This is a genomic window from Actinomadura sp. WMMA1423, from assembly GCF_006547145.1.
Classification (GTDB): domain Bacteria; phylum Actinomycetota; class Actinomycetes; order Streptosporangiales; family Streptosporangiaceae; genus Spirillospora.
This window is the reverse complement of record NZ_CP041244.1, coordinates 6167604-6194378: the sequence shown is the minus strand read 5'-3', so window position 1 is coordinate 6194378 and position 26775 is coordinate 6167604. Positions and strand designations below refer to the sequence as shown.

The 26775-nt window shown below is 69.1% G+C and carries 34 protein-coding genes; 5 read left to right on the top strand and 29 right to left on the bottom strand.

Translation table 11 applies throughout. From position 1 onward, the window contains the following. Nucleotides 1-38 precede the first annotated feature (38 nt). From FKD65_RS28740 to FKD65_RS28635, 22 genes are all read right to left on the bottom strand, one after another. On the bottom strand, nt 39-224 hold the full coding sequence (locus tag FKD65_RS28740; RefSeq protein WP_141580646.1) for a type Z 30S ribosomal protein S14: 186 nt from the start codon (nt 222-224) through the stop codon (nt 39-41). A 2-nt stretch (nt 225-226) separates the two neighbouring features. Beyond that, nucleotides 227-799 (bottom strand): 50S ribosomal protein L5, encoded by a 573-nt coding sequence (gene rplE / locus FKD65_RS28735; RefSeq protein ID WP_141580644.1) that lies wholly within the window; start codon nt 797-799, stop codon nt 227-229. Nucleotides 800-804: 5 nt separating this feature from the next. Then, entirely contained in the window at nt 805-1113 is a 309-nt protein-coding gene (gene rplX, locus FKD65_RS28730; protein ID WP_141580642.1) for a 50S ribosomal protein L24, read from the bottom strand. Then, nucleotides 1113-1481, bottom strand: coding sequence for a 50S ribosomal protein L14 (gene rplN / locus FKD65_RS28725; protein ID WP_021596728.1), 369 nt, complete (start codon nt 1479-1481; stop codon nt 1113-1115). Before rplN ends, rplX begins: the two co-directional genes overlap by 1 nt. 112 nt (nt 1482-1593) lie before the next feature. After that, nucleotides 1594-1866, bottom strand: a complete 273-nt coding sequence (rpsQ, locus tag FKD65_RS28720) for a 30S ribosomal protein S17 (RefSeq protein WP_141580639.1) — start codon at nt 1864-1866, stop codon at nt 1594-1596. Next, a complete protein-coding gene (gene rpmC, locus FKD65_RS28715) occupies nt 1863-2102 on the bottom strand; it encodes a 50S ribosomal protein L29 (RefSeq protein WP_141580637.1) in 240 nt (79 codons plus the stop codon). The genes rpsQ and rpmC overlap by 4 nt, the downstream gene beginning before the upstream one ends. 76 nt (nt 2103-2178) lie before the next feature. Beyond that, the gene (gene rplP, locus FKD65_RS28710; protein ID WP_089314943.1) at nt 2179-2598 is read right to left on the bottom strand and encodes a 50S ribosomal protein L16; all 420 of its coding nucleotides are present in this window, start codon (nt 2596-2598) and stop codon (nt 2179-2181) included. A 7-nt stretch (nt 2599-2605) separates the two neighbouring features. Continuing rightward, nucleotides 2606-3460: a 30S ribosomal protein S3 gene (rpsC, locus tag FKD65_RS28705; protein WP_141580635.1), complete on the bottom strand. Its 855-nt coding sequence runs from the start codon at nt 3458-3460 to the stop codon at nt 2606-2608. Beyond that, on the bottom strand, nt 3460-3846 hold the full coding sequence (gene rplV / locus FKD65_RS28700) for a 50S ribosomal protein L22 (protein WP_141580633.1): 387 nt from the start codon (nt 3844-3846) through the stop codon (nt 3460-3462). Before rplV ends, rpsC begins: the two co-directional genes overlap by 1 nt. A gap of 40 nt (nt 3847-3886) precedes the next feature. Continuing rightward, nucleotides 3887-4168 carry a 30S ribosomal protein S19 gene (rpsS, locus tag FKD65_RS28695; protein ID WP_067807019.1) on the bottom strand — a complete coding sequence of 94 codons (282 nt, stop codon included), beginning with the start codon at nt 4166-4168 and terminating at the stop codon, nt 3887-3889. 12 nt (nt 4169-4180) lie between these two features. Then, nucleotides 4181-5014 carry a 50S ribosomal protein L2 gene (gene rplB, locus FKD65_RS28690; protein ID WP_141580631.1) on the bottom strand — a complete coding sequence of 278 codons (834 nt, stop codon included), beginning with the start codon at nt 5012-5014 and terminating at the stop codon, nt 4181-4183. A gap of 45 nt (nt 5015-5059) precedes the next feature. Continuing rightward, nucleotides 5060-5359 carry a 50S ribosomal protein L23 gene (gene rplW / locus FKD65_RS28685; protein WP_141580629.1) on the bottom strand — a complete coding sequence of 100 codons (300 nt, stop codon included), beginning with the start codon at nt 5357-5359 and terminating at the stop codon, nt 5060-5062. 12 nt (nt 5360-5371) lie between these two features. Next, nucleotides 5372-5956, bottom strand: coding sequence for a 50S ribosomal protein L4 (gene rplD, locus FKD65_RS28680; protein ID WP_141587139.1), 585 nt, complete (start codon nt 5954-5956; stop codon nt 5372-5374). Between the two features lie 86 nt (nt 5957-6042). After that, complete coding sequence (rplC, locus tag FKD65_RS28675; protein WP_141580627.1) at nt 6043-6693, bottom strand: 50S ribosomal protein L3; 651 nt, start codon at nt 6691-6693, stop codon at nt 6043-6045. A gap of 15 nt (nt 6694-6708) precedes the next feature. Beyond that, nucleotides 6709-7017, bottom strand: a complete 309-nt coding sequence (rpsJ, locus tag FKD65_RS28670; protein ID WP_018657599.1) for a 30S ribosomal protein S10 — start codon at nt 7015-7017, stop codon at nt 6709-6711. A gap of 150 nt (nt 7018-7167) precedes the next feature. Further along, nucleotides 7168-8361: an elongation factor Tu gene (gene tuf, locus FKD65_RS28665; protein WP_141580625.1), complete on the bottom strand. Its 1194-nt coding sequence runs from the start codon at nt 8359-8361 to the stop codon at nt 7168-7170. 82 nt (nt 8362-8443) lie between these two features. Then, nucleotides 8444-10555 carry an elongation factor G gene (fusA, locus tag FKD65_RS28660; protein WP_141580623.1) on the bottom strand — a complete coding sequence of 704 codons (2112 nt, stop codon included), beginning with the start codon at nt 10553-10555 and terminating at the stop codon, nt 8444-8446. A gap of 43 nt (nt 10556-10598) precedes the next feature. After that, the gene (gene rpsG, locus FKD65_RS28655; protein ID WP_141580621.1) at nt 10599-11069 is read right to left on the bottom strand and encodes a 30S ribosomal protein S7; all 471 of its coding nucleotides are present in this window, start codon (nt 11067-11069) and stop codon (nt 10599-10601) included. Beyond that, on the bottom strand, nt 11069-11443 hold the full coding sequence (gene rpsL, locus FKD65_RS28650) for a 30S ribosomal protein S12 (RefSeq protein WP_021597495.1): 375 nt from the start codon (nt 11441-11443) through the stop codon (nt 11069-11071). The genes rpsG and rpsL overlap by 1 nt, the downstream gene beginning before the upstream one ends. Before the next feature lie 687 nt (nt 11444-12130). Continuing rightward, on the bottom strand, nt 12131-13708 hold the full coding sequence (locus FKD65_RS28645; protein ID WP_141580619.1) for a hypothetical protein: 1578 nt from the start codon (nt 13706-13708) through the stop codon (nt 12131-12133). Between the two features lie 241 nt (nt 13709-13949). Then, nucleotides 13950-14930: an aldo/keto reductase gene (locus tag FKD65_RS28640; protein ID WP_141580617.1), complete on the bottom strand. Its 981-nt coding sequence runs from the start codon at nt 14928-14930 to the stop codon at nt 13950-13952. 13 nt (nt 14931-14943) lie between these two features. Beyond that, nucleotides 14944-15807: a DMT family transporter gene (locus tag FKD65_RS28635; RefSeq protein WP_141580614.1), complete on the bottom strand. Its 864-nt coding sequence runs from the start codon at nt 15805-15807 to the stop codon at nt 14944-14946. A gap of 34 nt (nt 15808-15841) precedes the next feature. Between FKD65_RS28635 and FKD65_RS28630 the strand changes: the two genes are divergently transcribed. Continuing rightward, the gene (locus FKD65_RS28630) at nt 15842-16324 is read left to right on the top strand and encodes an Lrp/AsnC family transcriptional regulator (protein ID WP_141580612.1); all 483 of its coding nucleotides are present in this window, start codon (nt 15842-15844) and stop codon (nt 16322-16324) included. 1604 nt (nt 16325-17928) lie between these two features. On the opposite strand, the gene FKD65_RS44485 is transcribed toward FKD65_RS28630, so the two are convergent. After that, a complete protein-coding gene (locus FKD65_RS44485) occupies nt 17929-18072 on the bottom strand; it encodes a hypothetical protein (protein ID WP_168221230.1) in 144 nt (47 codons plus the stop codon). Between the two features lie 243 nt (nt 18073-18315). On the opposite strand from FKD65_RS44485, the gene FKD65_RS28625 reads away from it, so the two are divergent. Next, nucleotides 18316-18894, top strand: a complete 579-nt coding sequence (locus tag FKD65_RS28625; RefSeq protein WP_141580610.1) for an RNA polymerase sigma factor — start codon at nt 18316-18318, stop codon at nt 18892-18894. 2 nt (nt 18895-18896) lie between these two features. Then, complete coding sequence (locus tag FKD65_RS28620) at nt 18897-20114, top strand: CU044_5270 family protein (protein ID WP_141580608.1); 1218 nt, start codon at nt 18897-18899, stop codon at nt 20112-20114. Nucleotides 20115-20266: 152 nt separating this feature from the next. Here the strand turns inward: FKD65_RS28620 and FKD65_RS28615 are convergent, their stop codons facing one another. Both FKD65_RS28615 and FKD65_RS28610 read right to left on the bottom strand, forming a co-directional pair. Next, complete coding sequence (locus tag FKD65_RS28615) at nt 20267-20515, bottom strand: hypothetical protein (protein WP_141580605.1); 249 nt, start codon at nt 20513-20515, stop codon at nt 20267-20269. Nucleotides 20516-20678: 163 nt separating this feature from the next. Next, entirely contained in the window at nt 20679-21701 is a 1023-nt protein-coding gene (locus FKD65_RS28610) for a DNA polymerase IV (RefSeq protein ID WP_141580603.1), read from the bottom strand. Between the two features lie 136 nt (nt 21702-21837). On the opposite strand from FKD65_RS28610, the gene FKD65_RS28605 reads away from it, so the two are divergent. Continuing rightward, the gene (locus FKD65_RS28605) at nt 21838-22098 is read left to right on the top strand and encodes a DivIVA domain-containing protein (protein WP_141580601.1); all 261 of its coding nucleotides are present in this window, start codon (nt 21838-21840) and stop codon (nt 22096-22098) included. A gap of 69 nt (nt 22099-22167) precedes the next feature. Further along, entirely contained in the window at nt 22168-22620 is a 453-nt protein-coding gene (locus FKD65_RS28600; protein WP_141580599.1) for a pyridoxamine 5'-phosphate oxidase family protein, read from the top strand. Nucleotides 22621-22660: 40 nt separating this feature from the next. Here FKD65_RS28600 and FKD65_RS28595 read toward each other — a convergent pair whose 3' ends face one another. The 4 genes from FKD65_RS28595 to FKD65_RS28580 form a co-directional block, all read right to left on the bottom strand. Beyond that, complete coding sequence (locus tag FKD65_RS28595; protein WP_141580597.1) at nt 22661-23566, bottom strand: phosphotransferase family protein; 906 nt, start codon at nt 23564-23566, stop codon at nt 22661-22663. Between the two features lie 211 nt (nt 23567-23777). Further along, complete coding sequence (locus FKD65_RS28590; protein WP_141580595.1) at nt 23778-24578, bottom strand: tetratricopeptide repeat protein; 801 nt, start codon at nt 24576-24578, stop codon at nt 23778-23780. Between the two features lie 188 nt (nt 24579-24766). Beyond that, on the bottom strand, nt 24767-25501 hold the full coding sequence (locus tag FKD65_RS28585; protein ID WP_141580593.1) for an AAA family ATPase: 735 nt from the start codon (nt 25499-25501) through the stop codon (nt 24767-24769). A gap of 347 nt (nt 25502-25848) precedes the next feature. After that, the gene (locus FKD65_RS28580; RefSeq protein ID WP_141580591.1) at nt 25849-26766 is read right to left on the bottom strand and encodes an NADP-dependent oxidoreductase; all 918 of its coding nucleotides are present in this window, start codon (nt 26764-26766) and stop codon (nt 25849-25851) included. Between the last annotated feature and the right edge of the window lie 9 nt (nt 26767-26775).

The window sequence follows — 26775 nt, the reverse complement described above, 5'->3', positions numbered from 1 at the left end:
GCTTCCGCCGTCCCCGGGGCGGTGCCCCGGGGACGCGGTCACCAGCTGGACTTCGTGATGCCAGGCAGCTCGCCGCGGTGGGCCATCTCCCGGAAGCAGACACGGCACAGGCCGAACTTCCGGTAGACGGAGCGCGGACGCCCGCAGCGCGAGCACCGAGTGTAGGAGCGCACGCCGAACTTCGGCTTCCGCCCCGCCTTGGCGATCAGCGACTTCTTCGCCATGCTCAGTTCTCCTTGAAGGGGAAGCCCAGGAGCTTGAGCAGCGCCCGGCCCTCGTCGTCGGTCTTCGCGGACGTCACGACCGTGATGTCCATGCCCCGCGAGCGGTCGATCTTGTCGGGGTCGACCTCGTGGAACATGACCTGCTCGGTCAGCCCGAAGGTGTAGTTGCCGTTGCCGTCGAACTGCTTCGGCGACAGCCCGCGGAAGTCGCGGATACGGGGCAGCGCCGTGGCGAGCAGGCGGTCCAGGAACTCCCACATCCGGTCGCCGCGCAGCGTGGCGTGCGCGCCGATCGGCATGCCCTCGCGCAGCTTGAACTGCGCGATGGACTTGCGGGCCCGGTTCACCGCGGGCTTCTGCCCGGTGATCGCCGCCAGGTCGCGGACGGCGCCCTCGATCAGCTTGGCGTCCTTGGCCGCGTCGCCGACCCCCATGTTGACCACGATCTTGGTCAGCGAGGGGACCTGCATGACGTTGTCGTAGCCGAACTGCTCGCGCATCTTGCCCGCGATCTCCTCGCGGTAGCGCAGCTTCAGCCTCGGCGCCGGGACGGGACGCTCGGTGGTCTCGGTCATCGGTCTCAGATCTCCTTACCGCTACGGCGCGAGATCCGAACCTTCGTGCCGTCGTCGTTCGTGCGGTAACCGACCCGGGCCGGCTTGCCGTCCTCGACGATCGCGACGTTGCTGACGTGCAGCGGCGCCTCGACCGTGACGCGACCGCTCTCCTTGCCGGCACGCTGCTGGTCGGCCTTGATGTTCTTGGTGATGAGGTTGACGCCCTCGACGACGACCCGCTCCTCGCGGGGGATGACGCGCAGGACCTTGCCCGTCGCGCCCTTGTCCTTGCCGGCGATGACGATGACCTCGTCGCCCTTGCGGATCTTCATCAGAGCACCTCCGGCGCGAGCGAGATGATGCGCATGAACTTCTTCTCGCGCAGTTCGCGGCCCACCGGGCCGAAGATACGGGTGCCGCGGGGGTCGCCGCCGTCCTTGATCAGGACGGCGGCGTTCTCGTCGAAGCGGATGTAGGAGCCGTCCGGGCGCCGGCGCTCCTTGCGGGTGCGCACGACGACCGCCTTGACGACGTCACCCTTCTTCACGCCGGCGCCGGGAAGGGCGTCCTTCACCGTCGCGACGATGATGTCGCCGACTCCCGCGTAGCGCCGACCCGAGCCGCCGAGAACCCGGATGCAAAGGATCTCCTTCGCACCCGTGTTGTCGGCGACCTTGAGTCGCGACTCCTGCTGGATCACGTCTAACTCCTGTTCGTCACACCGGTTCTCGGCCGCCCCCTTCGCGGGCGCCGAGCCTGGTGGAACCAGACTGTGGTCAGTGGCGGGACTGGGTCCCGCGGGCCCGAGGGCCCTACTTGGCCTTCTCGAGGATCTCCACCACGCGCCACCGCTTGGTGGCCGACAGCGGGCGGCTCTCCATGAGACGGACGCGGTCGCCGACGCCGCACTCGTTGGCCTCGTCGTGCGCCTTGTAGTTCTTCGTGCGGCGGATCACCTTGTGGTACTTGGGGTGCTTCACGCGGTCCTCGACGGACACGACCACGGTCTTGTCCATCTTGTCGCTGACCACGAGACCCTCAAGGATCTTGCGGCTGCTCCGCTGCTCGGTCTGCTGCTCGGTCATTCCTTGCCCTCCGCGGCGTCCTCGACCGTCACGATGCCGAGCTCGCGCTCCCGCATCACGGTGTAGATGCGGGCGATCTCGCGCTTGACGGTGCGCAGTCGCCCGTGGCTCTCAAGCTGGCCGGTGGCGGCCTGGAAGCGGAGGTTGAACAGCTCCTCCTTGGCCTCCTTGAGCTTGGTGACCAGGACGTCCTCGGGCTCGGTCCGCAGGTCGTCGGCGGCAAGACCCTTGGCCATCAGGACTCACCCACCTCTCGCTTAACAATCTTGCAGGTCAATGAGCACAGCATCGGCAGCTTGTGATGCTTGGACATCAGCTCTCACCGACCTCACGCTTGACGATCTTGCACTTCATCGGCAGCTTGTGGATCGCGCGGGTGAGCGCCTCCCGAGCGACTTGCTCGTTCGGGTAGGAGATCTCGAACAGCACGCGGCCGGGCTTGACGTTGGCCACCCACCACTCCACCGAGCCCTTGCCGGAGCCCATGCGGGTCTCGGCGGGCTTCTTGGTCAGCGGACGGTCCGGGAAGATGTTGATCCAGACCTTGCCGCCGCGCTTGATGTGGCGGGTCATGGCGATACGCGCGGCCTCGATCTGCCGGTTGGTCACGTACGCGCTCTCGACGGCCTGGATGCCGTACTCGCCGAACGTCACCCTCGTGCCGCCCTTGGCCATGCCGCGGCGCTTCGGGTGGTGCTGCTTGCGGTGCTTGACCTTGCGAGGGATCAGCATCGGTTACTCAGCTCCCCTCACCCTGCGGAGCAGCCTCGGCGGTCGGCGCCGGCTGCTCGGAACCCTGCTGCTGCTTCTGCTCGCCGCCGCGGCCGCCGCCGGCGCCTGCGGCGCCACCGCGTCCGCCGCGTCCGCCGCGGCCGCCGCCACGGCGGTCGCCACCGCGGCGCTCACGGCCACCGCCGCCGCCACCGGTGGCGCGCTGCTGCGCGGCCTTCTGCTCGCGCTCGGCGCGCGTCGCCGCGGCCTCGCCCTTGTAGATCCACACCTTGACGCCGATGCGGCCGAACGTCGTACGGGCCTCGTAGAACCCGTAGTCGATGTCGGCGCGCAGCGTGTGCAGCGGGACCTGGCCCTCGCGGTAGAACTCCGACCGCGACATCTCGGCGCCGCCGAGGCGACCGCCGCACTGGACCTTGATGCCCTTGGCGCCCGACTTCATCGCGGACTGGATCGCCTTGCGCATGGCGCGGCGGAACGCGACGCGGCTGGACAGCTGCTCGGCCACGCCCTGCGCGACGAGCTGGGCGTCGATCTCGGGGTTCTTCACCTCGAGGATGTTCAGCCGGACCTGCTTGCCGGTCAGCTTCTCCAGGTCGCCGCGAAGGCGCTCGGCCTCCGCGCCGCGGCGGCCGATGACGATGCCCGGCCGGGCGGTGTGGATGTTGACCTCTACGCGGTCACGGGTCCGCTCGATCTCCACCTTGGAGATGCCCGCCCGGTCCATGCCCTTCTGCAGCATGCGCCGGATCTGGACGTCTTCCTTGACGTAGTCCTTGTAGAGCTTGTCGGCGAACCACACGGACTTGTGGTCGGTGGTGATGCCGAGCCGGAACCCGTGCGGGTTGATCTTCTGACCCACTACCGGGCCCTCCTCGTCTTCTTACCGCCGCCGGACGCCCCGCTCGAGGCTTCCTCGCGCGACTCCACGACCACGGTGATGTGGCTCGTGCGCTTGTTGATGCGGTAAGCCCGGCCCTGGGCGCGGGGGCGGAAACGCTTGAGCGTCGGCCCCTCGTCCACCCACGCGCGGCTGACGACGAGCGTGCCCGAGTCGAGCTTGAAGTTGTGCTCGGCGTTGGCGATGGCACTCGCCAGCACCTTGCCCACCGGCTCACTCGCTGCCTGGGGGGCGAACCGCAGCACCGCCTGAGCCTCCGCGGCAGGCAGGCCGCGGATGAGGTCCACCACGCGGCGGGCCTTCCTGGGCGTGACGCGGATGAACCGCGCCTGGGCCCTGGCTTCCATCGCTGTTCCCTCTCTCCTACGTGCTAACTGCTCTGCCTGCTCAGCCTCGGCGGCTGCGGCGGTCTTCCTTGACGTGGCTGCGGAACGTGCGCGTCGGCGCGAACTCGCCGAGCTTGTGTCCCACCATGGCGTCGGTGATGAACACCGGGACGTGCTTGCGGCCGTCGTGCACGGCGATCGTGTGACCGATCATGTCCGGCACGATCATGGAGCGCCGCGACCACGTCTTGATGACGTTCTTGGTGCCCTTCTCGTTCTGCACGTCCACCTTCTTCATGAGGTGGTCGTCCACGAACGGGCCCTTCTTCAGGCTACGTGGCATGACGAGCGACTCCTACCGCTTCTTCTTGCTGCGACGACGGACGATCAGCCGGTCGCTCGACTTGTTCGCCTGGCGAGTGCGGCCTTCCTTCTTACCGGCCGGGTTCACCGGGTGCCGGCCACCGGAGGTCTTGCCCTCACCACCACCGTGCGGGTGGTCGATCGGGTTCATGGCCACGCCGCGGACGGTCGGGCGCTTGCCCTTCCACCGCATGCGGCCGGCCTTGCCCCAGTTGATGTTCGACTGCTCGGCGTTGCCGACCTCGCCGACCGTCGCGCGGCAGCGCACGTCCACCATCCGCATCTCGCCGGAGGGCATGCGCAGCGTGGCGTACTTGCCCTCCTTGGCCAGCAGCTGGACGCCGGCGCCCGCGCTGCGGGCGATCTTGGCGCCGCCGCCGGGGCGGAGCTCGATGGCGTGCACGACCGTACCGGTCGGGATGTTGCGCAGCGGAAGGCAGTTGCCCGGCTTGATGTCCGCGCCCGGCCCGTTCTCCACCCGGTCGTTCTGGCGCAGGCCGCGCGGGGCGAGGATGTAGCGCTTCTCGCCGTCGGCGTAGTGCAGCAGCGCGATCCGCGCGGTGCGGTTCGGGTCGTACTCGATGTGCGCGACCTTCGCCGGGACGCCGTCCTTGTCGTGCCGGCGGAAGTCGATCACGCGGTAGGCGCGCTTGTGCCCGCCGCCCTGGTGCCGGGTCGTGATGCGGCCGTGGTTGTTGCGGCCGCCCTTCTTGGGGAGCGGACGCAGCAGCGACTTCTCGGGCTCGCGGCGCGTGACCTCGACGAAGTCGGCCACGCTGGACCCGCGACGACCCGGAGTCGTCGGCTTGTAATTACGGATGCCCATCTTTTTCGTTCATCCCTTGTCTGTCTTCGGGACGACCTGGCCTGCTTAGGCCGGGCCGCCGAAGATGTCGATCCGCTCGCCCTCGGCGAGGCTGACGATGGCGCGCTTGGTGTCCTTGCGCTTGCCGTAGCCGAACCGGGTGCGCTTGCGCTTGCCCTGACGGTTGAGCGTGTTCACGCTCGTCACCTTGACGCCGAACACCGACTCGACGGCCTGCTTGATCTGCGTCTTGTTGGCGTCCGGGCGGACGACGAACGTGTACTTGTTCTCGTCGAGCAGCCCGTAGCTCTTCTCCGAGACGACCGGCGCGATGATGACGTCGCGGGGGTCAGCGATCTTGTTCATGTGCGACCCTCCTCACTTCTTCTTCGCGCGCGAGACGAACTCGTCGTACGCCGTCTTCGTGAAGACGACGTCGTCGTTCACCAGCACGTCGTAGGTGTTGAGCTGGTCAGAGACGATCACGTGCACGCTCGGCTCGTTGCGCAGGCTCTTCCAGGTCACGTCGTCCTCGCGGTCCAGGACCAGCAGGACGCGCTTGGCTCCGGTGACGTCGCGCAGCGCCTTCAGCGCCGTCTTCGTCTTCGGGGTGTCGCCCTCGATGAGGTTGTCGACCACGTGCACCCGGCCGAACCGGGCCCGGTCGGACAGGGCGCCGCGCAGCGCGGCGGCCTTCATCTTCTTGGGCGTCCGCTGCGAGTAGTCCCGCGGCTGCGGGCCGTGCACGACGCCGCCGCCGGCGAACTGGGGCGCGCGGGTCGAGCCCTGGCGGGCGCGGCCGGTGCCCTTCTGCCGGTACGGCTTCTTGCCACCGCCGGAGACGTCGCCCCGGGTCTTGGTGGCGTGCGTGCCCTGGCGCGCCGCGGCCAGCTGCGCCACCACGACCTGGTGGATCAGCGGCACGCTGGTCTTCGCGTCGAAGACCTCGGCGGGAAGGTCGATGTCGAGCTTGGAGGTAAGGGGCCCTCCTCCGTCGGTCCCCTGACCTCCGGAAGTGCTCTGCTTACTGGTTCCCTCGCTGCGCTCGGTCACTTGCCCGCTCCCTTCACTGCGTCGCGAACCAGCACCACGCCGCCGTTGGGACCGGGAACCGCGCCCTTGATGAGCAGCAGGTTCTTCTCCGCGTCGATGGCGTGGACGGTCAGGTTCTGCACGGTGGTACGGGCGTTGCCGTGCCGTCCCGCCATGCGGAGGCCCTTGAAGACGCGACCAGGGGTCGCGCAGCCGCCGATCGAACCCGGCGAGCGGTGCTTGCGCTGGGTGCCGTGCGAGGCGCCGAGGCCCTTGAAGCCGTGGCGCTTCATGACACCGGCGGTGCCCTTGCCCTTGCTCGTGCCGGTAACGTCGATCTTCTGGCCGGCCTCGAAGACGCTGGCGGTGATCTCCTGGCCGAGTTCGAACTCGGTGGTGTCGTCAGCCCGCAGTTCGACGAGGTAGCGGCGCGGCGTGACGCCGGCCTTCTCGAAGTGACCCGTGCTCGGCTTGTTCACCTTGCGCGGGTCGATCTGCCCGAACCCGAGCTGGACGGCGGTGTAGCCGTCCTTCTCCTGGGTCTTGAGCTGGGTCACGACACACGGCCCGGCCTGGACGACGGTCACCGGAACGATCCGGCCCTCATCGTCGAAGACCTGGGTCATGCCGAGCTTCTCGCCCAGGACGCCCTTCCTCTGCTTACTCATCTCTCGGTGCGTCCCTTAGAGCTTGATCTCGATGTCAACGCCGGCCGGAAGGTCGAGTCGCATCAGCGAGTCGACCGTCTTGGGCGTCGGGTCGATGATGTCGATCAACCGCTTGTGCGTGCGCATCTCGAAGTGCTCGCGGCTGTCCTTGTACTTGTGCGGCGAGCGGATGACGCAGTACACGTTCTTCTCGGTCGGCAGCGGCACCGGGCCCGCGACCTTGGCGCCCGTCCGCGTCACCGTCTCAACGATCTTCTTCGCGGAGGTGTCGATGACCTCGTGGTCGTAGGCCTTGAGCCGGATGCGGATCTTCTGTCCCGCCATGGTGGCCTCGGTGTCCTTTGCTGTAGTGCCGCTGTTTACTTCACTGGTCGTGACGCGGCGGCCCGGTCTGTGCCTTTTCCGGGGGGCGACCCCCGGACCCCCGCGAGAAGCAGGGAGCCCGCGAACCGGGCCGCCGCGTGACGAGGGGTGTTACTTGATGACCTTGGTGACGCGACCGGCGCCGACCGTCCGGCCACCCTCACGGATGGCGAACTTCAGGCCCTCCTCCATGGCGACGGGCTGGATCAGCTCGACGCGCATCTCGGTGTTGTCGCCCGGCATGACCATCTCGGTGCCCTCGGGGAGGTTCACCACGCCGGTGACGTCCGTGGTCCGGAAGTAGAACTGCGGACGGTAGTTGTTGAAGAACGGCGTGTGGCGGCCGCCCTCGTCCTTGGACAGGATGTAGACCTGCGCCTCGAACTCGGTGTGCGGGGTGTTGGTGCCCGGCTTGATGACACACTGGCCGCGCTCGACGTCCTCGCGCTTGATGCCGCGCAGGAGCAGGCCGACGTTGTCGCCCGCCTGGCCCTGGTCGAGGAGCTTGCGGAACATCTCGACACCGGTGACGGTGGTCGAGGTGGACTCCGGCTTGATGCCGATGATGTCGACGGTCTCGTTGACGTTGACGACACCGCGCTCGATGCGGCCGGTCACGACGGTGCCGCGGCCGGTGATCGAGAAGACGTCCTCGATCGGCATCAGGAAGGGCTTCTCGGTGTCGCGCACCGGCTCCGGCACGTTCTCGTCGACGGCGTTCATCAGCTCGACGATCGACTCGGACCACTTCTCGTCGCCCTGCAGCGCCTGGAAGGCGGAGACGCGCACGACCGGGACGTCGTCGCCCGGGAACTCGTACTCCGACAGCAGCTCGCGGACCTCGAGCTCGACGAGCTCCAGGATCTCCTCGTCGTCCACCATGTCGCACTTGTTCAGCGCGACGACGATGTAGGGGACGCCGACCTGGCGGGCCAGGAGCACGTGCTCCTTGGTCTGCGGCATCGGGCCGTCGGTGGCGGCGACCACCAGGATGGCGCCGTCCATCTGCGCCGCACCGGTGATCATGTTCTTGATGTAGTCCGCGTGACCCGGGCAGTCGACGTGCGCGTAGTGCCGCGCCTCGGTCTGGTACTCGACGTGCGCGATCGAGATGGTGATCCCGCGCTCGCGCTCCTCCGGCGCCTTGTCGATGTCCTCGAAAGGCGTGTAGGGGTTGAGGTCCGGGAACTTGTCGTGGAGCACCTTGGTGATCGCCGCGGTAAGCGTGGTCTTACCGTGGTCGATGTGTCCAATGGTGCCGATGTTCACGTGCGGCTTCGTCCGCTCGAACTTGGCCTTCGCCACTGGTTGCTCCTTGTTGCGATCCTCGGCCGCCTAGACGACCGCTTCGATGTACGTCCTTGGTGATCTGTGGGCAGGCCCGGTACTACTCGCCCCGCGCCTTGGCGATGATCTCCTGCGCGACGTTCGAGGGAACCTCGGCGTAGGAGTCGAACTGCATGGTGAAGACAGCCCGGCCCTGGGTCTTGCTGCGCAGATCACCCACGTAGCCGAACATCTCGGACAGAGGCACGAGCGCCTTGATGACGCGCATGCCATGCCGCTCGTCCATGGACTGGACCTGGCCGCGGCGGCTGTTGAGGTCGCCGATCACGTCGCCCATGTTCTCCTCGGGCGTGGTGACCTCGACGGACATCATCGGCTCCAGCAGCGTGGGGGACGCCTTGCGGGCGGCCTCCTTGAACGCCATGGAACCGGCGACCTTGAACGCCATTTCCGAGGAGTCGACCTCGTGGTAGGCGCCGTCCTGCAGGGTGACCTTGACGCCCACCATCGGGTAGCCGGCGAGGACACCGAACTCTGCGGCCTCCTGGCAGCCCGCGTCGACCGACGGGATGTACTCCCGCGGGATGCGGCCACCGGTGACCTTGTTCTCGAACTCGTAGCCGTCGGACCCGCCGCCCAGGGGCTCCAGGTCGATGATCACGCGGCCGAACTGGCCGGAGCCACCCGTCTGCTTCTTGTGGGTGTACTCGACCTTCTCGACCTTGCGGCTGATCGTCTCGCGGTAGGCCACCTGCGGCTTGCCGACGTTGGCGTCGACCTTGAACTCGCGCTTCATCCGGTCGACGAGGATCTCCAGGTGGAGTTCGCCCATGCCGGAGATGACGGTCTGGCCGGTGTCCTCTTCGGTGCGGACCTGGAAGGACGGGTCCTCCTCGGCCAGCCGCTGGATCGCGGTGCCCAGCTTCTGCTGGTCGGCCTTGGTCTTCGGCTCGATCGCGACGTGGATGACCGGCGCCGGGAAGTTCATCGACTCCAGCACGATCGGGTTCTTGTCGTCGCTCAGCGTCTCACCGGTGGTGGTCTGCTTGAGGCCCATCACCGCGACGATGTCGCCGGCGCCCGCGCGCTCGATCTCGGTGCGCTTGTTGGCGTGCATCCGGTAGATCTTGCCGATGCGCTCCTTGCGCTCCTTGACGGAGTTCATCACGTTCGCGCCCGACTCCATCACGCCGGAGTAGACGCGCACGAAGGTGAGCTTGCCCAGGTGCGGGTCGCTCGCGATCTTGAACGCGAGCGCCGAGAACGGCTCGTCCTCGCTCGGCTTGCGGGTGAGGACCTTCTCCTCGTCGCGGACGGCGTGGCCCTCGATGGCCTCCACGTCCAGCGGCGAGGGGAGGTAGCGGACGATCGCGTCCAGCAGCGGCTGCACGCCCTTGTTCTTGAAGGCCGTGCCGCAGGTCACCGGGGTGAGCTTCGCGGCGATCGTCGCGCGGCGGATGCCGTCGTGCAGCTGCTCCACGGTGGGCTCCTCGCCCTCCAGGTACAGCTCCATGATCTCGTCGTCGTTCTCCGCGAGGGTCTCGACGAGCTTGTCGTGCCACTCGCGGGCCGTCTCGGCGTGCGACTCGGGGATGTCGAGCGTGTCGTACATCTCGCCGAGCTTGGCCTCCTCGTTCCACACGAGGGCCTTCATCCGGACGAGGTCGACGACGCCCTTGAAGTCGGACTCGGCGCCGATCGGCAGCTGCAGCACCAGCGGCGTCGCGTTCAGCCGGTTCTCGATCATGTCGACGCAGCGGTGGAACTCCGCGCCGACCCGGTCGAGCTTGTTGACGAAGCACATGCGCGGCACGCCGTACCGGTCGGCCTGGCGCCACACGGTCTCGGACTGGGGCTCCACGCCGGCGACACCGTCGAACACCGCGACGGCGCCGTCGAGCACCCGCAGGTTGCGCTCCACCTCGATGGTGAAGTCGACGTGCCCGGGGGTGTCGATGATGTTGATCGTGTGCTTGACGTCGTCGACGGGCCATTCGCAGGTGGTGGCGGCGGAGGTGATGGTGATCCCCCGCTCCTGCTCCTGCTCCATCCAGTCCATGGTGGCGGCGCCGTCGTGCACCTCGCCGATCTTGTAGCTCATCCCCGTGTAGTACAGGATGCGCTCGGTCGTGGTGGTCTTGCCCGCGTCGATATGGGCCATGATCCCGATGTTGCGGACCTTGGCCAGGTCTACACCGGTTTTGGTAGCCACTGCCGTCCTCGCGTCGTCTCTCGTCGTTGCAGATCCGCCGGGATTACCAGCGGTAGTGGGCGAAGGCCTTGTTGGACTCCGCCATCTTGTGCGTGTCCTCGCGCTTCTTGACAGACGCGCCAAGACCGTTGCTGGCGTCGAGCAGCTCGTTCATCAGCCGCTCGGTCATGGTCTTCTCGCGGCGCTGCCGGGAGTAGACCACCAGCCAGCGCAGGGCGAGGGTGGTGCTGCGCGCCGGCCGCACCTCGACGGGGACCTGGTAGGTCGCGCCACCGACGCGGCGGCTGCGCACCTCCAGGGTGGGCTTGACGTTGTCGAGCGCGCGCTTCAGCGTGACGACCGGGTCGTTGCCGGTCTTCTCACGGGCGCCCTCGAGGGCGTCGTACACGATGTTCTGCGCGATGGACCGCTTGCCGTCCAGGAGAATCTTGTTGATGAGCGCGGTGACCAGCGGCGAGTTGTACACCGGGTCAGCGATCAGCTGGCGCTTGCCAGCGGGGCCCTTGCGCGGCATCAGCTCTTCTCCTTCTTCGCGCCGTAGTGGCTGCGTCCCTGCTTGCGGTTCCGGACGCCCTGGGTGTCGAGGGAACCGCGAATGATCTTGTACCGAACGCCGGGGAGGTCCTTCACACGGCCGCCGCGCACGAGCACGATCGAGTGCTCCTGCAGGTTGTGGCCGACGCCCGGAATGTAGGCCGTGACCTCGATCCCACTGGTCAGCCGGACACGGGCGACCTTCCGGAGCGCGGAGTTCGGCTTCTTGGGCGTCGTCGTGTAGACGCGCGTGCAGACGCCCCGGCGCTGGGGGCTGCCCTTGAGCGCGGGCGTCTTGTTCTTGGTCACCTTGTCCTGGCGGCCCTTGCGGACCAGCTGCTGGATCGTGGGCACCGCGTCTCCGTCTTCCTCGTACCGAGCCGGTAAGTCCTATTGCTGCAATCACCACCTCAGGTGAGGCTGTGACCTGCCGGTTTCCCGACCTCTCCGACCCCCGCGGTCGGGCGTGTCGTCACCTCACGGAAATACAACCGCGCGAAACCGACACAGACCGCCCGGCCCTTACCTGGGCCGAATCAAGCCGGGGAGTAGATGCGGCGCTGGGGCTGGCCTCCCGGCCTCGCCGACGCGCACGCATAGCGGCCCGCACACAGCGGGCACAAGTGAAGAGGTTACCGACCACTAGCCCAAAGTGCAAAGCGAGGGGCTGTGCCTATGGCAGTGCTCTCCTTCTTCGGGCCTGGCGGCCCTCCATCGTCGAGCACTGCTGTGTTTACTGCACTGCTCTCCTTCTTCGGGCCTGGCGGCCCTCCATCGTCGAGCACTGCTGCGATCGCTGGCATCGCTCCGGCTCGCCTTGCGGCTCGCTGCGCGATCAGATTCTTGCTTCGCTCGAATCTGGCTTCGCACGCGATCGCGGCGGCCGGGGGGGCGGGGCGGTCGGGTCCTCAGGCGGTCGACGGTGGTCGGCGGCCGGGGTCGACTCTGCTGCATTGTGACCTACATTCCCGCGCTTGGGGAAGTCGTGGCGCAGCTTTTGTGCGATCCCCGGCCGTCTCCGGGTTCTGGGCGTGTCGCGTCTTACAGGACGAAAGCGACGACCAGCACCACGATGATCACCAGGGCGGCCACGCCGCCGCCTACCAGGAGGAGGGTGTTCTTGTTGCCCTTGCCCTCTTCGGTCCCGTAGGTGGACTGCTGACCGTATTGGCCCTGCTGTCCGTACTGCGGGTGCTGACCGTGTGTCTGCTGGCCGGACTGGCCGGGCTGGCCGTAGGCCTGCGGCTGGCCGAACTGCTGGCCCTGCTGCTGCTCGCCGCCGGGCTGGCCGAACTGCTGGCCGTAGCCCTGCTGGGGCTGCTGGCCGAAGTCCTGCTGCTGGCCGTAGGCCTGCTGGCCGAACTGCTGTTGCTGCTCGCCCTGCTGGCCGCCGAACTGCTGCTGGCCGTAACCCTGCTGCTGCTCGCCCTGGCCGCCGGGCTGGCCGTAGCCGGGCTGCTGGCCGAACTGCTGCTGCGGCTGCTGCTGGCCCCACTGCTGCTGGCCCATGTCGAGACGGGTGTGCTCGGCCATCCCGGGCGCCTCGGCGGCGTGCCGTCCCTGGGGCTCGGCCGCGTGCCGGCCCTGGGAGGCGGCGGACGGGTCGAACGCCTCGGTCGGGCGCGCGTCCTCCACGTTGCTCTCGCCGGGAGGACGGTACAGGTCGTCCACCGAAGGACCGGGCTGCTGGGAACCGGCGCCGTAACCGGACTCGGGCGGCGGCACCATCATGGTCCGCTCATGGTCGGCCTGCCCCTGCTGGCCTCCCTGCTGGCCACCGCCGGGCCGGGACGCCTCCGGCGTCCAGGGCTCGGGCGTCGACGGCGGGGTCGGAGCCTGCCACGGCTCGGCCGGGGCCTCGTGCTTGCGCTCGGGTCCGGTGGCGACCGGGATGTCGGTGCCGGGCGACCAGTGCAGCGTCGCCTGGTCGTCCACTACGGGACGCTGCGGCTGCTCGTGACCGGACTCCTGCTGCTCGGACTGCGGAGCCTGCTCGCCGGGCGCGCCCGCTTCGGGCGATCCGAACCCGCCGTACTGGGGCTGGCCGAACTGAGGCTGCTGCTCCTGGGAGCCGCCGTGCATCGGCTGCTGCGGGTACCCGGCCTGCTGCTGCGGGGGCTGCTGACCGTACTGCGGCTGCTCGTACTGGGGCTGCTCGGGCTGCTGGCCCCACGAGGGCTGCTCCGGCTGCTGACCGTACTGGGGCTGGCCGTACTGCGGCTGCTCGTACTGCGGCGGCTCGTACTGGGGCTGCTGCTCCTGCGGGGGCGGGAATCCGCCCGGGCCGGGGGGCGCGCCGTAGGGCATCTGCCCGGCGGGCTGCTGGCCGTAGGGGGACTGCTGTTCCTGCGGGGCACCGAAGGGGGGCGGCGGCGGAGGCTGCTCGCCGAACTGCTGCATCGGCTGCTCGACCATCGTGGGGGGCGGCGGGGGCGGCGCCTGCCGGTCCTCGTCACGGGGCTGAGCCGGGGGGCGGCCGCCGAGCTGCGGAGCGCCGAACACCACGGTGCGGTCTCCCAGCGGCCGGGCGGGGGGCTCCTGGCCCTCCGGCGGCCTGGGCTGACCCTCCTCTTCCGGCATCGGCCGCTGCGGTCCCTGCGTGCCGTCGTTCTCGGTCATCGTCGGGCTCCTTCAGCGCCGTCGTCCCGGGGCTCCTCAGCTCCCGGAAGTCCGGAGACGCGCGGCGCATAACGCGGCCTCCGAACCTTCTCACCCATGTCCCCACGTGGCGGGCCGCCATGCGTGGGCGTTCTCGCAACCAGCCTGCCCCGATAGCCGGTGGTATCGCAAATCACCACCCCTGATAGACGCGGGACGCCTCCGGGGCGTTCCGCCCCGGAGGCGTCCTCCGTCGAAATCGTCAGGAATGCCCGATGACCGCGTGTGGCCGGTACGGCGCCTCCATCCGCTCGATCTCCTTCTCCTCCAGCCGGATGTCCGCGGCGGCGATCGCGTCGTCCATGTGAGTGAGTTTTGTCGCTCCCACGATCGGCGCGGTGACGCCCGGCTTGGCGAGCAGCCAGGCCAGCGCCGCCTGCGCCGCCGGCACGCCCCGTCCCTCCGCGACCTCGCGGACGGCGTCCACGACGTCGAAGTCCGACTCCGTGTACAGGCTGTCGCCGAAGGAGTCGTTCTGGGACCGGACGGTCTTGCGCTCGCCGCCCCTCTCCCGGTTTCCCGCGAGCATGCCCCGTGCAAGAGGGCTCCACGGGATGACGCCCACGCCCTGGTCCGCACAGAGCGGCATCATCTCCCGCTCCTCTTCCCTGTAGACCAGGTTGTAGTGGTTCTGCATGGAGACGAACTTCGTCCAGCCGTGCTTGTCCGCGGCGTGCTGCGCCTTGGCGAACTGCCAGGCGTACATGCTGGACGCTCCGATGTACCGGGCCTTGCCCGCCTTCACTACGTCGTGCAGGGCCTCCATGGTCTCCTCGATGGGCGTCCCGTAGTCCCAGCGGTGGATCTGGTAGAGGTCGACGTAGTCGGTGCCGAGCCGGGCCAGGGAGGCGTCGATGCCCGCCATGATGTGCTTGCGCGACAGGCCCTCGTCGTTCGGGCCGTCTCCCATGGGGAGGCACACCTTGGTCGCCAGCACGTAGTCGTCCCTGCGGGAGAACAGCTTCGGCAGGAGGCGTCCGGTGATCTCCTCGCTGACACCGTTCGAGTACACGTCGGCGGTGTCGAAGAACGTCACGCCGCCCTCCACCGCCCGCCGGACGATCGGCAGCGCCGCGTCCTCGTCCAGGGCCCACGGCCGGACCGCGGGGTCGCCGTAGCTCATCATGCCGAGGCAGATCCGCGAGACCCTCATGCCGGTCTTTCCGAGCCGTACCTGTTCCATGGCGTTTCTCCTCTCAACGTTCTCCACGGTGCACCGCCACCCCGGCGATCACCAACCCCACTCCGACGACCTCCGCCGGGGAGGGCACCTGCCGCAGCACCACCAGCCCGGTCACGGCGGCGGTCGCCGGAAGCAGCGACACCATCAGCGCGTAGGTGGCACGGCTGAGCCGCGCCATCGCGAGCTGGTCACAGACGTACGGGATGACCGACGAGGAGATCCCGACGCCGACACCCGCCGCGAGCACGACCGGATCGGTCAGCACGGGCACCGCCTGCACGCCGCCGATGGGAAGGGCCACCACGCTCGCCGCGACCATCGCCATGGCAAGCCCGTCGATCCCACCAGCGCCTCCCGAGCCTGCGGCGCTGTCGGACTCGGCGGCGGCGCTGTTGGTTTGGGCGGCCTTGTGGGCGACGACGATGTACAACGCGAACAGCGCGGCGTTGGCGAACGCGAAGACGAACCCGAGCGGCTCCCCTTCTATCCGCACCTCCGTCAGGACGTACACGCCCCCCACCGCCGCGACGAGTGCGACGAGGTTGCGCCTTGTCCTTATACCTAGGGCCGCCAGGACGATGACGGGCAGGAACTCGATCGCCGCCACGGTCGCCAGGGGCAACCGTGCGATCGCCATATAGAAGGACGAGTTCATCACCGCGAGCACGGCGCCCCACACCAGGACCGTCCGCCAGGTGTGGCGCGTGAACGTCCGCCAGGGCCTGCGCCAGAGGGCGAAGACGACGGCGGCGCTCCAGATCCGTACCCCGGCCACGCCCAGAGGGCCGACGCGGGAGAACAGGAGCACGGCGAACGAGGGTCCCAGGTAGTGGAAGACCGCACTTCCGACAAAGTACGACCAGGGCGGAAAGCGCATGGCCGTATCGTCGGCCGGTCCGTAAATTGGAGGAATGGCGAACCGAAGGGGCCGACCGGGCCGCGCCTACGAACCCAAGCCGCTCGACCCGATCGACCTACGGATCCTCACGGAGCTGCAGCGGGACGGCCGGGCGTCCCTCGCGGAGCTGGGCCGGCGCGTCGCCCTGTCCGCCCCGGCCGTCGCCGAACGCGTCCAGCGCCTGGAGGACACCGGCGTCATCACCGGCTACCACGCCACCGTCGACCCGGTCGCGCTCGGCTTCCCGATCGCCGTCCTCGTCCGGGTGAGCCCGAGCCCGCGCGAGCTGAGCCGCATCCCGAAGATCGCCGACGAGATCCCGCAGATCGTGGAGTGCCACCGCATCACGGGCGACGACTGCTTCTACTTCATCGCGCACCTGCGCACCGTCGAGGAGCTCGAACCGATCCTCGACCGCTTCACCCCGTACGCGAAGACGACGACGTCGATCCTCCAGTCGGCCCCGGTCCCCCGCCGCCCCCTCCCGCTCGCCTGACATGGCGAGCGGCCGTCCCGTGTGGGACGGGCCCCTCTCAGCTCAACCGGTGGACGGGCAGCATCTGCCTGCCTTCAATGGCCTGTCGCGAGGCCCACGCGGGGTCCCGCGCGAGCCGAGAACCGGCCGCGGCCCATGCGCCAGTTGCTGCGATGGGTACTGATTATCGATGTGAACTTGGCAAAAGATGCCACCGGGAGGTGCTCTCCCGGCGGCTGGAGGGGATTGGGCACGACTGTCTAGCCAGGTCGTCCAGATGTTGATTGTCGGGTCGCAGAGTGGATGGCCCGGCGATATCCGACAACGGCGAGCGGTAAGTGCCGGGTTGATCGTTCGGCCGGCGACCGAAGGTCCTTTGGAGGGTCCATGGCCTAAGGTTGCGGCCTGCACTTACGGCGAGCCGGACCGGCATCAATGCCGGGTCTCCGACGCGGTCCGAGCGGAAGCGAAGACCTGGCGCCGAGCCGGCCCGGTGCGGCCGCAGACCGCCTTGAACCATTGGTGAAGCAGGTTGGGTTCGGGCCGGGCCCGTGTTGTCCTGCCGCTTGGCGGGCTGTCTGGGCTGCATGATCGGCGCGAGCCTGACGCGGCTCGGTGAGGATGACCGGGTAGCGGCGTGGCTTGGAGGAGAAGTGCTCGTCGTACCCCAAGCGTGTGAGCCCACTTGCGTCGATGTGGGTCGTGCTGGGTGCCCGCGCGAGGCGGGAACCGATCTGCGGCATCCGGCTCCAGTGTCGACCGGCATCGTCCAGCCGATTTGACCCTGTCCCTTCTCGGCGAGATGATCAAGCCACAACTAAAGATTCCTTCGCTCTCAGTCATCACTCGGTGATGACTGCCCGGTGTCTGAGGTTTGCATTAGTGCTCTGAAGGCACGGGGTGAGAGCGAGTCACGTCGATCTGCATCGACGCTGATTGGCGCCCTGTGCCTTCAGGCTTATCCGTGAGGAGAGAGTCAGTGGGTACATACAAGGACCAAGGCGACGCGTCGGAGCAGACCGGTTCCGAGCCGGACCCGACGCCCATCCGGACCGAGGCCGACACGGTCGAGGACCTGGCGGGCTCGGACGACGAGTGAACCCGATCCCTGGACAAGGTGTTCGGCTGAGGGGCCTTCCATGGCCTCTCTGCTGACATCTCGTCAGTGATCCACATTGCGGTCCCACCCCCGGATGGAGGTGGGGCCGCTCTCTTCTTTCATCTCGGTCCCCTCCATCGGAGTGGCCTCGGACCGCTCAGGCGACCCTTCCCTCAGCACATCGCCGACGAGGCAGACGATCACGGACCGAGCGGGGAAGACCCCGGCCGCACCGGTTCGCCCTCCGGTGTCCATGGCGGCGCCCGCTCTGGGCAGGGACAAGCCGATCGCCTCGATCAGGCCGGCGCGGGTCTCGGAGACAGCCGGCCGGACAAGCGGTCAGGCCACACGACCAGCCCTCATGCTCGGTCGCCGCGGGCGCTCCAGCAGCCGCTCCGAATCATGACGGACGGCCGGTCGTGCCTCTCGGCCGATGCTGAGATCTGGAAAAAGGAACCGGTTCCCACGCCAGGGGCGTGGGAACCGGTCCGTCGTGCGTTCGGGGAGCCTCGCGAAGGCGCGGCTCCTAGTTCTCCTTGGGCGTCTCGTCGAGGTTGTTGACCATCTCGTCAGCCGCCTGAAGGGCCTCCTCCGTGCCGATGCTCTCGGCGACCTCCAGGATCTCGTTGATCTTGGGGTCCGGCTCGAAGGGGCCAGGCTCGTTGCTCATATGGATGCTCCTCAGTTTTCCGGCACTCGAACAAGTACGCGGTCCGCTACGGACCGACGATCATGATCGTCCAAGAAGTGGGCGAAGCCGCAACCGTCCCCCGGTCGCGGAAGGCACGCGGCTGGGCAGGTGCGCCTCGCCCGGGAAGGCCGGTGCCGGCGTGCAACCGGGCAGGGGGGTTCGGGATAGAGGGAGGTGTCAGCACCCCCCAGACATGGAGACGCCCTCTATGAAGAGACGCCCATGGCCGTGTTGAGCGACGCCCGCGATGAGCTCGACGACGCGGCGCTCGTCGCCGCCTCGCTGGACGAGCCCGAGGTGTTCGGTGAGCTGTTCCGCCGCCACGCGCCGCGGCTCCACGCCTATGCCAGGCGGCGGCTCGGGCCCGCCCTCGCCGACGACGTCGTGTCGGAGGCGTTCGCGACGGCGTTCCGGCGGCGCGACAGGTTCGACGGCCGCGCCGAGTTCGGCGCCTGGCTGTGGGGCATCGCCAGCAACCAGATCGCCAAGCACCACCGCCAGGAGACCCGCATGTACCGGGCCTTCGCCCGGACCGGCACCGACCCGGCCGAGGACGGTGTCGCCGACCGGGCGAGCGACCGGGCCTCGGCGGCGGCGTGCGGCCCGGACCTGGCGCGGGCGCTGGCCTCGCTGGGCGCGCAGGACCGCAACGCCGTCCTGCTGCTGGCGTGGGGCGAGATGTCCTACGCCGAGATCGCGGCGGTGCTCGGCCTGCCGGTCGGCACCGTCAAGGCCAAGATCCACCGGAGCCGGGCCAAGCTGCGCAAGGCCCTCCCCGCACGAGCCCTCCCCCAGGAGTAGACATGGATGAAATCGACGCCCTGCGGCAGATGCGGACCGGTCTCGCGGTTGAGGAGCCCCCAGAGCGGCTGGCCGCCCGAATCGACTGGCGGGACGGCGCCGGAGCGCGTCCCCGTCCCCGCAGCCGGCGCCGTCTGCGGATCCAGCTGGTGAGCGTGGCCGCCACGGCCGCCGTCGCCGCCGGGACCGTGGCGGTCGTCGTCTCCACGGGGGACGGCGACCCGAGCGGCGATCCCCGCGTGGAGAACACCGTCCCCCTGAACGGCAACGTGCTCCTGGTGGCCGCGACCAACGCCGCGAAGGCGCCGACGGGGAAGTACTGGCACACCAGGACCGTCATGGGCGAGATCTACGCGGTCGGCAAGAGCGCCGAGAAGCACTACAAGGTCGATTCAAGGCAGGGAAACGAGACCTGGACGGATCGAAACGGTCTGAGCCGCAATACCCACTTCGATCTGCAGGGCCTTCCCGTCACTCCCCGGGACAAGCAGCGGTGGCAGGCGGCGGGGTCACCGTCCTGGGTCCACGTACCGGATCCCGAGGGAGGAGGGGGGCAGGTCGACCTGGACATGTCCCCGCAGCAGGGCGGAGAGGCCCCGTGGCCGGCGTCCGTCGAGAAGTTCTACGGCATGACGCCGGGACAGATCGCCGCGCTGCCCACGGAGCCGAAGGCACTGGAGGGTGTCCTGCTGGGCCTCAAGGGGCATTGGCACGCGGTCTCGAAGGACGGTGAGAAGGAGGAGCCGATCCGCGCCTTGCGGGGGCAGGAGCGTGTCCGGGCTCTGAGCGACCTCGCCGGGGAGCTGCTGTCCGAGCAGCCGGCGCCGCCCAAGGTGCGGGCGGCGGTCTTCCGGATGCTCTCCGGCATGCCCGGCGTCAGGCCCGAGGGCCGGACGACCGATCCGCTCGGCCGCGCCGGGACGGCGGTGTCGCTGCCACTGAAGACCACCACGCCTCTGGGCCTGTTCACCGCCCCCAAGCAGCTCGGCACCTACCGGCGCCAGTTCATCGTCGACCCCGCCACCGGTTCCCTGCTCGCCATCCGCGATCTGGTGGCCACGCCGCCGCACGGCAGCCGGCCGCTTCCCCCGGGTGACGACGGCCGGCCGCGCTCGTTGAGGGCGCAGGACATGCCCGACCGCTTCCACAAGCCCGGCGAGATGGCCGCCTACCGGGCGTTCGAGATCACCGAGTGGACCAACACGCCACCGCCGCGCTGAGCGTTCCCGGCATGACGAGGGGCCCGTCCCATGCGGGACGGGCCCCTCGCAGCGCCGGATCCCCCCATTGCACTGGACCCCCTCCAGTGCAATGGCCCCAGCGCATCGGGCCACCCGGCTCACCGGTCCCATCGGCGTGCCTGTGCCCGGGCCTATGCGAAGGCGTGGCACTCCACCGTGGCGCGACGTTCGGTCATGCCCTGCTGGACCGACGAGTCCACGCACGCCCGCTGCTTGTCGTTCAGCTTCGGCTGGCCGCACTGCTCGACGCTGGAGTAGGTGCGGCAGTCCTGGCGCGTGTTCTGGTCCCCGGTGTGGGACGCCTGGGCGGCCGCCGCGCCGCCCAGTCCCCCGATGCCGACCACGGCGGCGATCAGTGCCCCGGTCATGACCCTCTTCATGTGCGTGTCTCCCCGTCGCGTACTACAGGTCGCTCACTTCGAGCAACGACGGCGTTCCTCCCCGGCCCCCAAGAGCACAAAACCCTACAAAACGTCAAGAAAACGACAGCCACCTTCCGAGCATCGCCGCAGGTCGGCTCAGGCCAGCGGTCGTCGGCCCGGGTCAGCGGACGAACTCGGCGCGCACGCCCAGCAGCCGCACCGGGCGCCGCCCCGTGAACCGGTCGAGCGCGGCGAGGGCGCCCTCCTCGATCCGGGACGGCTCACCCGTCGGCGCCTCCAGCGTCCGGCCGTGGGTGCCGGTGATGAACGGCGCGTACCTGACCTTGACGACGACGCGGGCGACGTCCCTGCCGTCCGCGGCCACGTCATCGGCGACCCGCCGCGCCAGCCTGACGACCTCCCGGCGCACGTCCTCCCAGTCGTCCAGATCCTGCTGGTAGGTGGTCTCCCTCCCACACGAACGCGGTACGTACGGGGCGTCGCTCACCGGCGAACCGTCCCGTCCCTGGGCCAGCCGCACCAGCCACGGCCCGGTCGTGGGGCCCATCTCTCCCGCCAGGACCTCCGGGTCCGCCGCCGCGAGGTCGCCCACCGTGGCGATGCCGAGTCCCTTAAGCCGCTTGGCGGTCTTCGCCCCGATGCCCCACAGCGCGTCGGCCGGCCGGTCGCCGAGCACCTCGAACCAGGTCGCCCCGGTGAGCCGGAAGATCCCGGCCGGCTTGCCGAACCCGGTCGCCAGCTTCGCCTGGAGCTTGTTCTCCCCGATGCCCACCGTGCATTCGAGCCCCGTCGCGGCCCGCACCCGTTCACGGATCTCCCAGGCCATCGCCTCCGGATCGTCCCCGTCGAACGCCAGGAACGCCTCGTCCCACCCGAGGACCTCGACCACGACGCCGAGACCGCGCAACGCCGCCATGACCTGCTCCGAGACGGACTCGTAGAGCTCCCGGTCGACGGGCAGGAAGACGGCCTCCGGACAGCGCCGCACCGCCGTGCGCAGCGGCAGTCCGGAATGGACGCCGTACTCGCGCGCCTCATACGAGGCCGTACTGACCACGCCCCGCTTCGTGGGATCGCCGTCCCCGCCGACGACCACCGGCCGCCCCCGAAGCTCCGGACGGCGCAGCACCTCGACGGCCGCGATGAACTGGTCCAGATCAACGTGCAGGACCCACCGACCCACACCCCCATTCTCCCCTCACCAGCACGAATACATCCCCGCAGACCGGGCGCGAACCCGTCCGCCCTCTGCCCCTCACGTGCCGCCGTCACCGTTCCGCTCGACGGCCCTTGTCATCGCCTGCTGCTAGCTTGCGCCCATGACATGGCAAGAACTCGGTCCCGAGCGGGTGGAGGTGCTGAGGACGTTCGAGGCCGGCTCTCCACTGCCGTTCCGCCTGAAGATGCGCGGCTATCACCGCCTCCAGGTCGAGGCCTACTTCCGCAAGCTCGCCGAACTGGCCGGCGCCGGAAGGCCGCCCGAGATCTCGCCGCCGGCCTTCGAGATCGTGATGCGCGGTTACGACCGCGCCCAAGTCGACGCCTTCCTCGCCCCGCTCTTCCAGACACCGAGGAACTGATGCGAGCCGTAGCACGCCGGGCTGCCCGCCCCACCACGAGCCGCTTCCCATGACCCAGTCGAGGAACCCATGAGCGCCCCGCCCCGTTCGCGCGCCGAGCGCCGCCGCGACACCGAGCACCGGCTCGCCCACGACGTCGACGTCTGGGTGGCCAGCGCCTCCCCGGACGGCGCGCCGTACCTGGTACCCCTGTCCTTCGACTGGGACGGCGAGGCGCTGCTGCTCGCCACACCGGCGGACAGCCCGACCGGCGGGAACCTGGCCGCCACCCGAACAACCCGGCTGGGCCTGGGCCTCACCCGGGACGTGGTCATGATCGAGGGCCCGGTCGAGGTGCTCCACATGGACGCGCTGCCCAAGCATCAGGGCGACCGCTTCGCCGAACGCACCGGCTTCGACCCGCGCGGCCTGACCACGTCCTACCGCTGGTTCCGCATCACTCCGCAGCGCATCCAGGCATGGCGCGAGGAGAACGAACTGTCCGGCCGAGACCTGATGCGCGACGGCCGCTGGCTCCCCTAACCAGGCGCGGGGCCCTCGACGTCGGAACGTGGCCGATCGCTTAGTGAGGGCCGTCCTCGGGAAAGAGCCACTCCAGTGCTGCCAGGGACTTGTCGAGGTACACGCTGAAGCCGGTCTCAAGCCCGTAGGCCATGTCCTCCAGCACGCCGCATCGCGCGTAGAAGCCTGCGCGCACCCTGATCTCCCCGAGGTCGGCCCCATGCCGATATACGTCCAGAGCCCGATCAAGAGCGGCGGACCCGAGGTCGCGGTAGAGCAGACCGAAGTCGCGCGCCGGATCGGTGATGGCGGCGTCGCTCCAGTCGATGACCCCGGTCACGGCCCATTTGACCGGGTCGATGAGCACATGCTCGATCCCGAGGTCGTTGTGGGAGAACACCAGCTCACGTGGCCCGTCCGGGGGCGGCGTGTCGAGAAACGCCTCCACTGCGGGCCGGCGCTCCGGCGGCACGGTCTCGATGATCGTGGCGTAGATCTGCGCGCTCTCCTCCAGCCACACCGCCATCGGCTCGTCGTCGGTCTCCACCAGGCCGGCCATCCGCCCGACCGGAACGGCATGCAACGCAGCAAGGAACTCTCCGAGCACGCCGGCGATCGAACCAACATGCGCCGACCGTTCTCGCGGGTCCGCGTCGATCAACGGGAGACCGGGCAGCTTGAAGTAGGCCAGACAGCCCTGCTCGGCGTCCGTGAAGCTCGGCTCGGGCACGGGCAACGGCGACACATCCGCAACGGCGCCGAGAAGGCGAGCCTCATCACGAACACGCAGGGCCCGCTCCGCCGCGTCGGACTCCTTACCGAACCGGACGATCAACTCATCGTCGACCTGGAAGGCGACGTTGTCCTCGCCCTCCCCCAGCAACACCACAGAGCCCACGCGATAACCAGGCATCTGCGCGGCCACCACGTCCCGGACATCCGCGGCCCGCTCATGCCCCTGCCTCATCAAGCGCCGTTCCCCTTCCTGCCAGGCCAGGTCCCTCCGCCGACGCTACCGCCCGAGCCCGCGCGGGCAGCACCACCGACCCGCCTCGCGCAACTGGCCGGCGCCCCACCTTTGGCCGAAGTAGATCAGCAGCACACCCGAGACCTCGGCCGCAGCCTAACTTGAGGGCCGCACTCTGTCCGTCGCAGAAGGAGGGCTCCGAGACAGCGATCTACGGCTCTGTCGCTGCTTGAAGCTTGCCGAGCACGGTTTTGGTTGTCGGGTGGTCAGCACCTAACACCCGCTCGCAGTCGGCCAGGGTTCGCTGTAGCAGCAGAATCGCCCGCCCCGCATCCCCCGCCGCCCGGTAGGCGTTGGCAAGGTTGCCTCGAGAGGACAGAGTGTTGGGGTGGTCGTCGCCTAACACCCGCTCGCGGTCAGCCAGTGTCTCTTCGAACAGCGGGATGGCCCGCCCCAGATCCCCCGCCGACTCAAAGGCCCTGGCGAGGTTGTTACGAGAGGTCAGCGTGTCAGGGTGGTCGCCGCCCAACACCCGCTCGCGGTCAGCCAGATTCTGAATCAACAGCGGGATCGCCCGCCCCAGATCCCCAGCCACTCGGTAGGCGCAGGCGATGTTGTTACGAATGGTCAGCGTCTCGAGGTGGTCGCCGCCCAACACCCGCTCGTAGTCAGCCAGCGTCTCCTCGTACAGCGGGATCGCCCGCCCCAGATCCCCCGCTGCTCGGTAGGCGTAAGCCAGGTTGTTGCGAACCGGCAGAGTTTTGGGGTGGTCGCGGCCCAACACCCGCTCGCAGTCAGTCAGCGTCTCCTCGTACAAGGGGATGGCCCGCCCCAGATCCCCCGCCGACTCAAAGGCGCTGGCGAGGTTGCTACGAGACATCAACGTGTCGGGGTGATCGTTGCCGCGCAACCGCTGGTCCGCGGTCAAGGCGCGCTCGAAGTAGACGATGGCGCGGGTCAGCAGACCTTGGTCCTCCAGGAAGGCGGCAGCACGGTCCAGTAACGAACTCATCCGGGTGTCGTCCGCGCCGGGCTCTGTGTGAGCAGCCAGTGCGTCGATGTGGGGCAGCAGTTGCCGCCACCGTGGCCACCCACTCGGAACGTAGATCTCGGCGGGCCGGGCCTGGTTGAGGAGTCGGGTGGCGGCTTGGCGGGCGTTGGTGAAGGCTTCGGGCTGACGGTGCGGGTCGTGGTCATCGGTTAGGCCGTGAGTGTCCGAGGTGCGGGCAAGGGCCTGGACCAGGCGGTGGACGGTGATGGTTTCGGGGGTAAGGGTGTCGTGCGATCCAGAAGCGGCGCGATGTGCGCGGGGTCGTTGACGTTGTCCAGCACCACCAGCCAATCGGAGTGGCAGCCCAGCCAGGCCAAGCCCCGCTCGGCCAGCGCCTCCAACTCCAGCACCGTCTTCAGCTCCGGCTGCAGAGCGGTCGCCAGTCCGGCAAGTCCCGCCTGCACGGCCGGGGCGGTGTCGGCGGTGATCCACCACACCGGGTTGAACACGGCCTCATCGAGCCCCGTCCCCTCCCCGGTGGCGACCCGGGCGGTGTGCGCAGCGCGGGCGGCGTGGGTGGCGGCGTAGCGGGCGGCCAAGGTGGACTTGCCGACCCCGCCCAGCCCGTGAACAGCGGCCACCACCACCCCGCCCGGCGCCCGCAACGCCGCATCCAGTTCCTCAAGCTCGTCGCCACGGCCGACGAACACCTGCCGGTGCCCTGGAACATTCGCCAACCCGGGCGCTGCCGTCACTTCAGTGACCGGACGTATCGCCCCTGCGGGCAGCACTGTCGACTTGTTGATGTTCAGGTCACGGCCTGCCTGGTTGAGCTGGCCGCGCCCGGACACGGTCCCTTCCTGGTGCACCTGCGGGCCAGTCGCGCGCTCGGCGGAGTCGGCGCTGCTCAGGCCTTCGGACGGGTCTGGTGGTGGGGTGTTCATCGGTCGATGACGATCAGGTAGCGGTCGGCCTGGTTCACACACCCTCGCCCGGACGCGGCGCCGATGAGTTCCCTCGCCCGCCGTCGGATCTCCCTCGCCGCCCGGCGAGCCCGGCCCTCATCCCGTGAGGCGGCGGCCGAGCCTTCCGGGACGGCGTCGGCCGCCTCGCGGGGCTTCACCCCGCGTCCGAGACGAAGGGCACGTCACCGGTGGCGTCCAAGGCATGCTCCAACCAGCCATGAATCGGAGAGCCGCCATGTCCAGGCTCCCGCGATTCCGCCGATGGTCGCGAGTATAGAGTTCCCGGACGGCCGTTGTTCGTGCACGGCGCCGCCTTTCCCCTTGGCTCAGGGGTGGAGGACGATCTTGCCGTGGGTGTGGCGCTGCTCCAGATCGCGGAAGGCGTCCTGGACTCGGTCCAGAGGGTAGGTGCGGGCGATGGGCACCTCCAGTTCACCGCGGGCGGCCAGACGGGCCAGCTCCCCCAGGACGACCGCGCACGCTGCGCCGCTTTCGCCGACGGTCTGCGCGCCGTACTTGGCCGCGGTCGCCCAGTCGCGGATCGTGTTGATCCGCTCGGGCCGGACGCCCAGCTCCACCGCCAATTCGACGTAGCCGGTCCCGAAGGTGTCGATGAACGCGTCCACGTGCCCGCCGGAGGCCTGCCGGATCCGCTCGGCCACGCCCTCCCCGTACTCGACCGGGATGACGCCGTGCTCCTTCAGCCAGGCGTGGTTCGGTTCGCTCGCCAGGCCGATCACCGTGGCGCCGCGCCGGCGCGCCAGCTGGACGGCCAGGCACCCGACGCCGCCGGCCGCGCCGGAGACCACGATCGTGTCGGAGGGGCCCGGGTCGACCGCGAACACGGTGGCGTAGGCGGTCGTGCCCGCCACGTGCAGCGATCCGGCCACGTCCCAGGACAGGCCCTTTGGACGCGGAGTGATGCGCACGTCGTCGAGCACCACGTACTCCGCGTGGCTCGCCCTCTCGTGGGTGAAGCCGAGAACCTCGTCGCCCACGGCGAAGCCCCGCACGTGCGGCCCGGCCTCCACTATGACCCCGGCCAGGTCGCTGCCCTGCCCGGAGGGGAACGTCGCCGGCCAGCGCCCATGCAGCCCGCCTGACCGGATCATGGCCTCGCCGGGCTGGATCCCCGCCGCGCGGACCTCGACCAGCACCTGTCCGGGGCCGGGCACCGGACGGTCCACCTCCTCCACCCGCAGGACATCGATCCCGCCGTACTCGTGGAACCGCACCGCCTTCATCGCGTGATC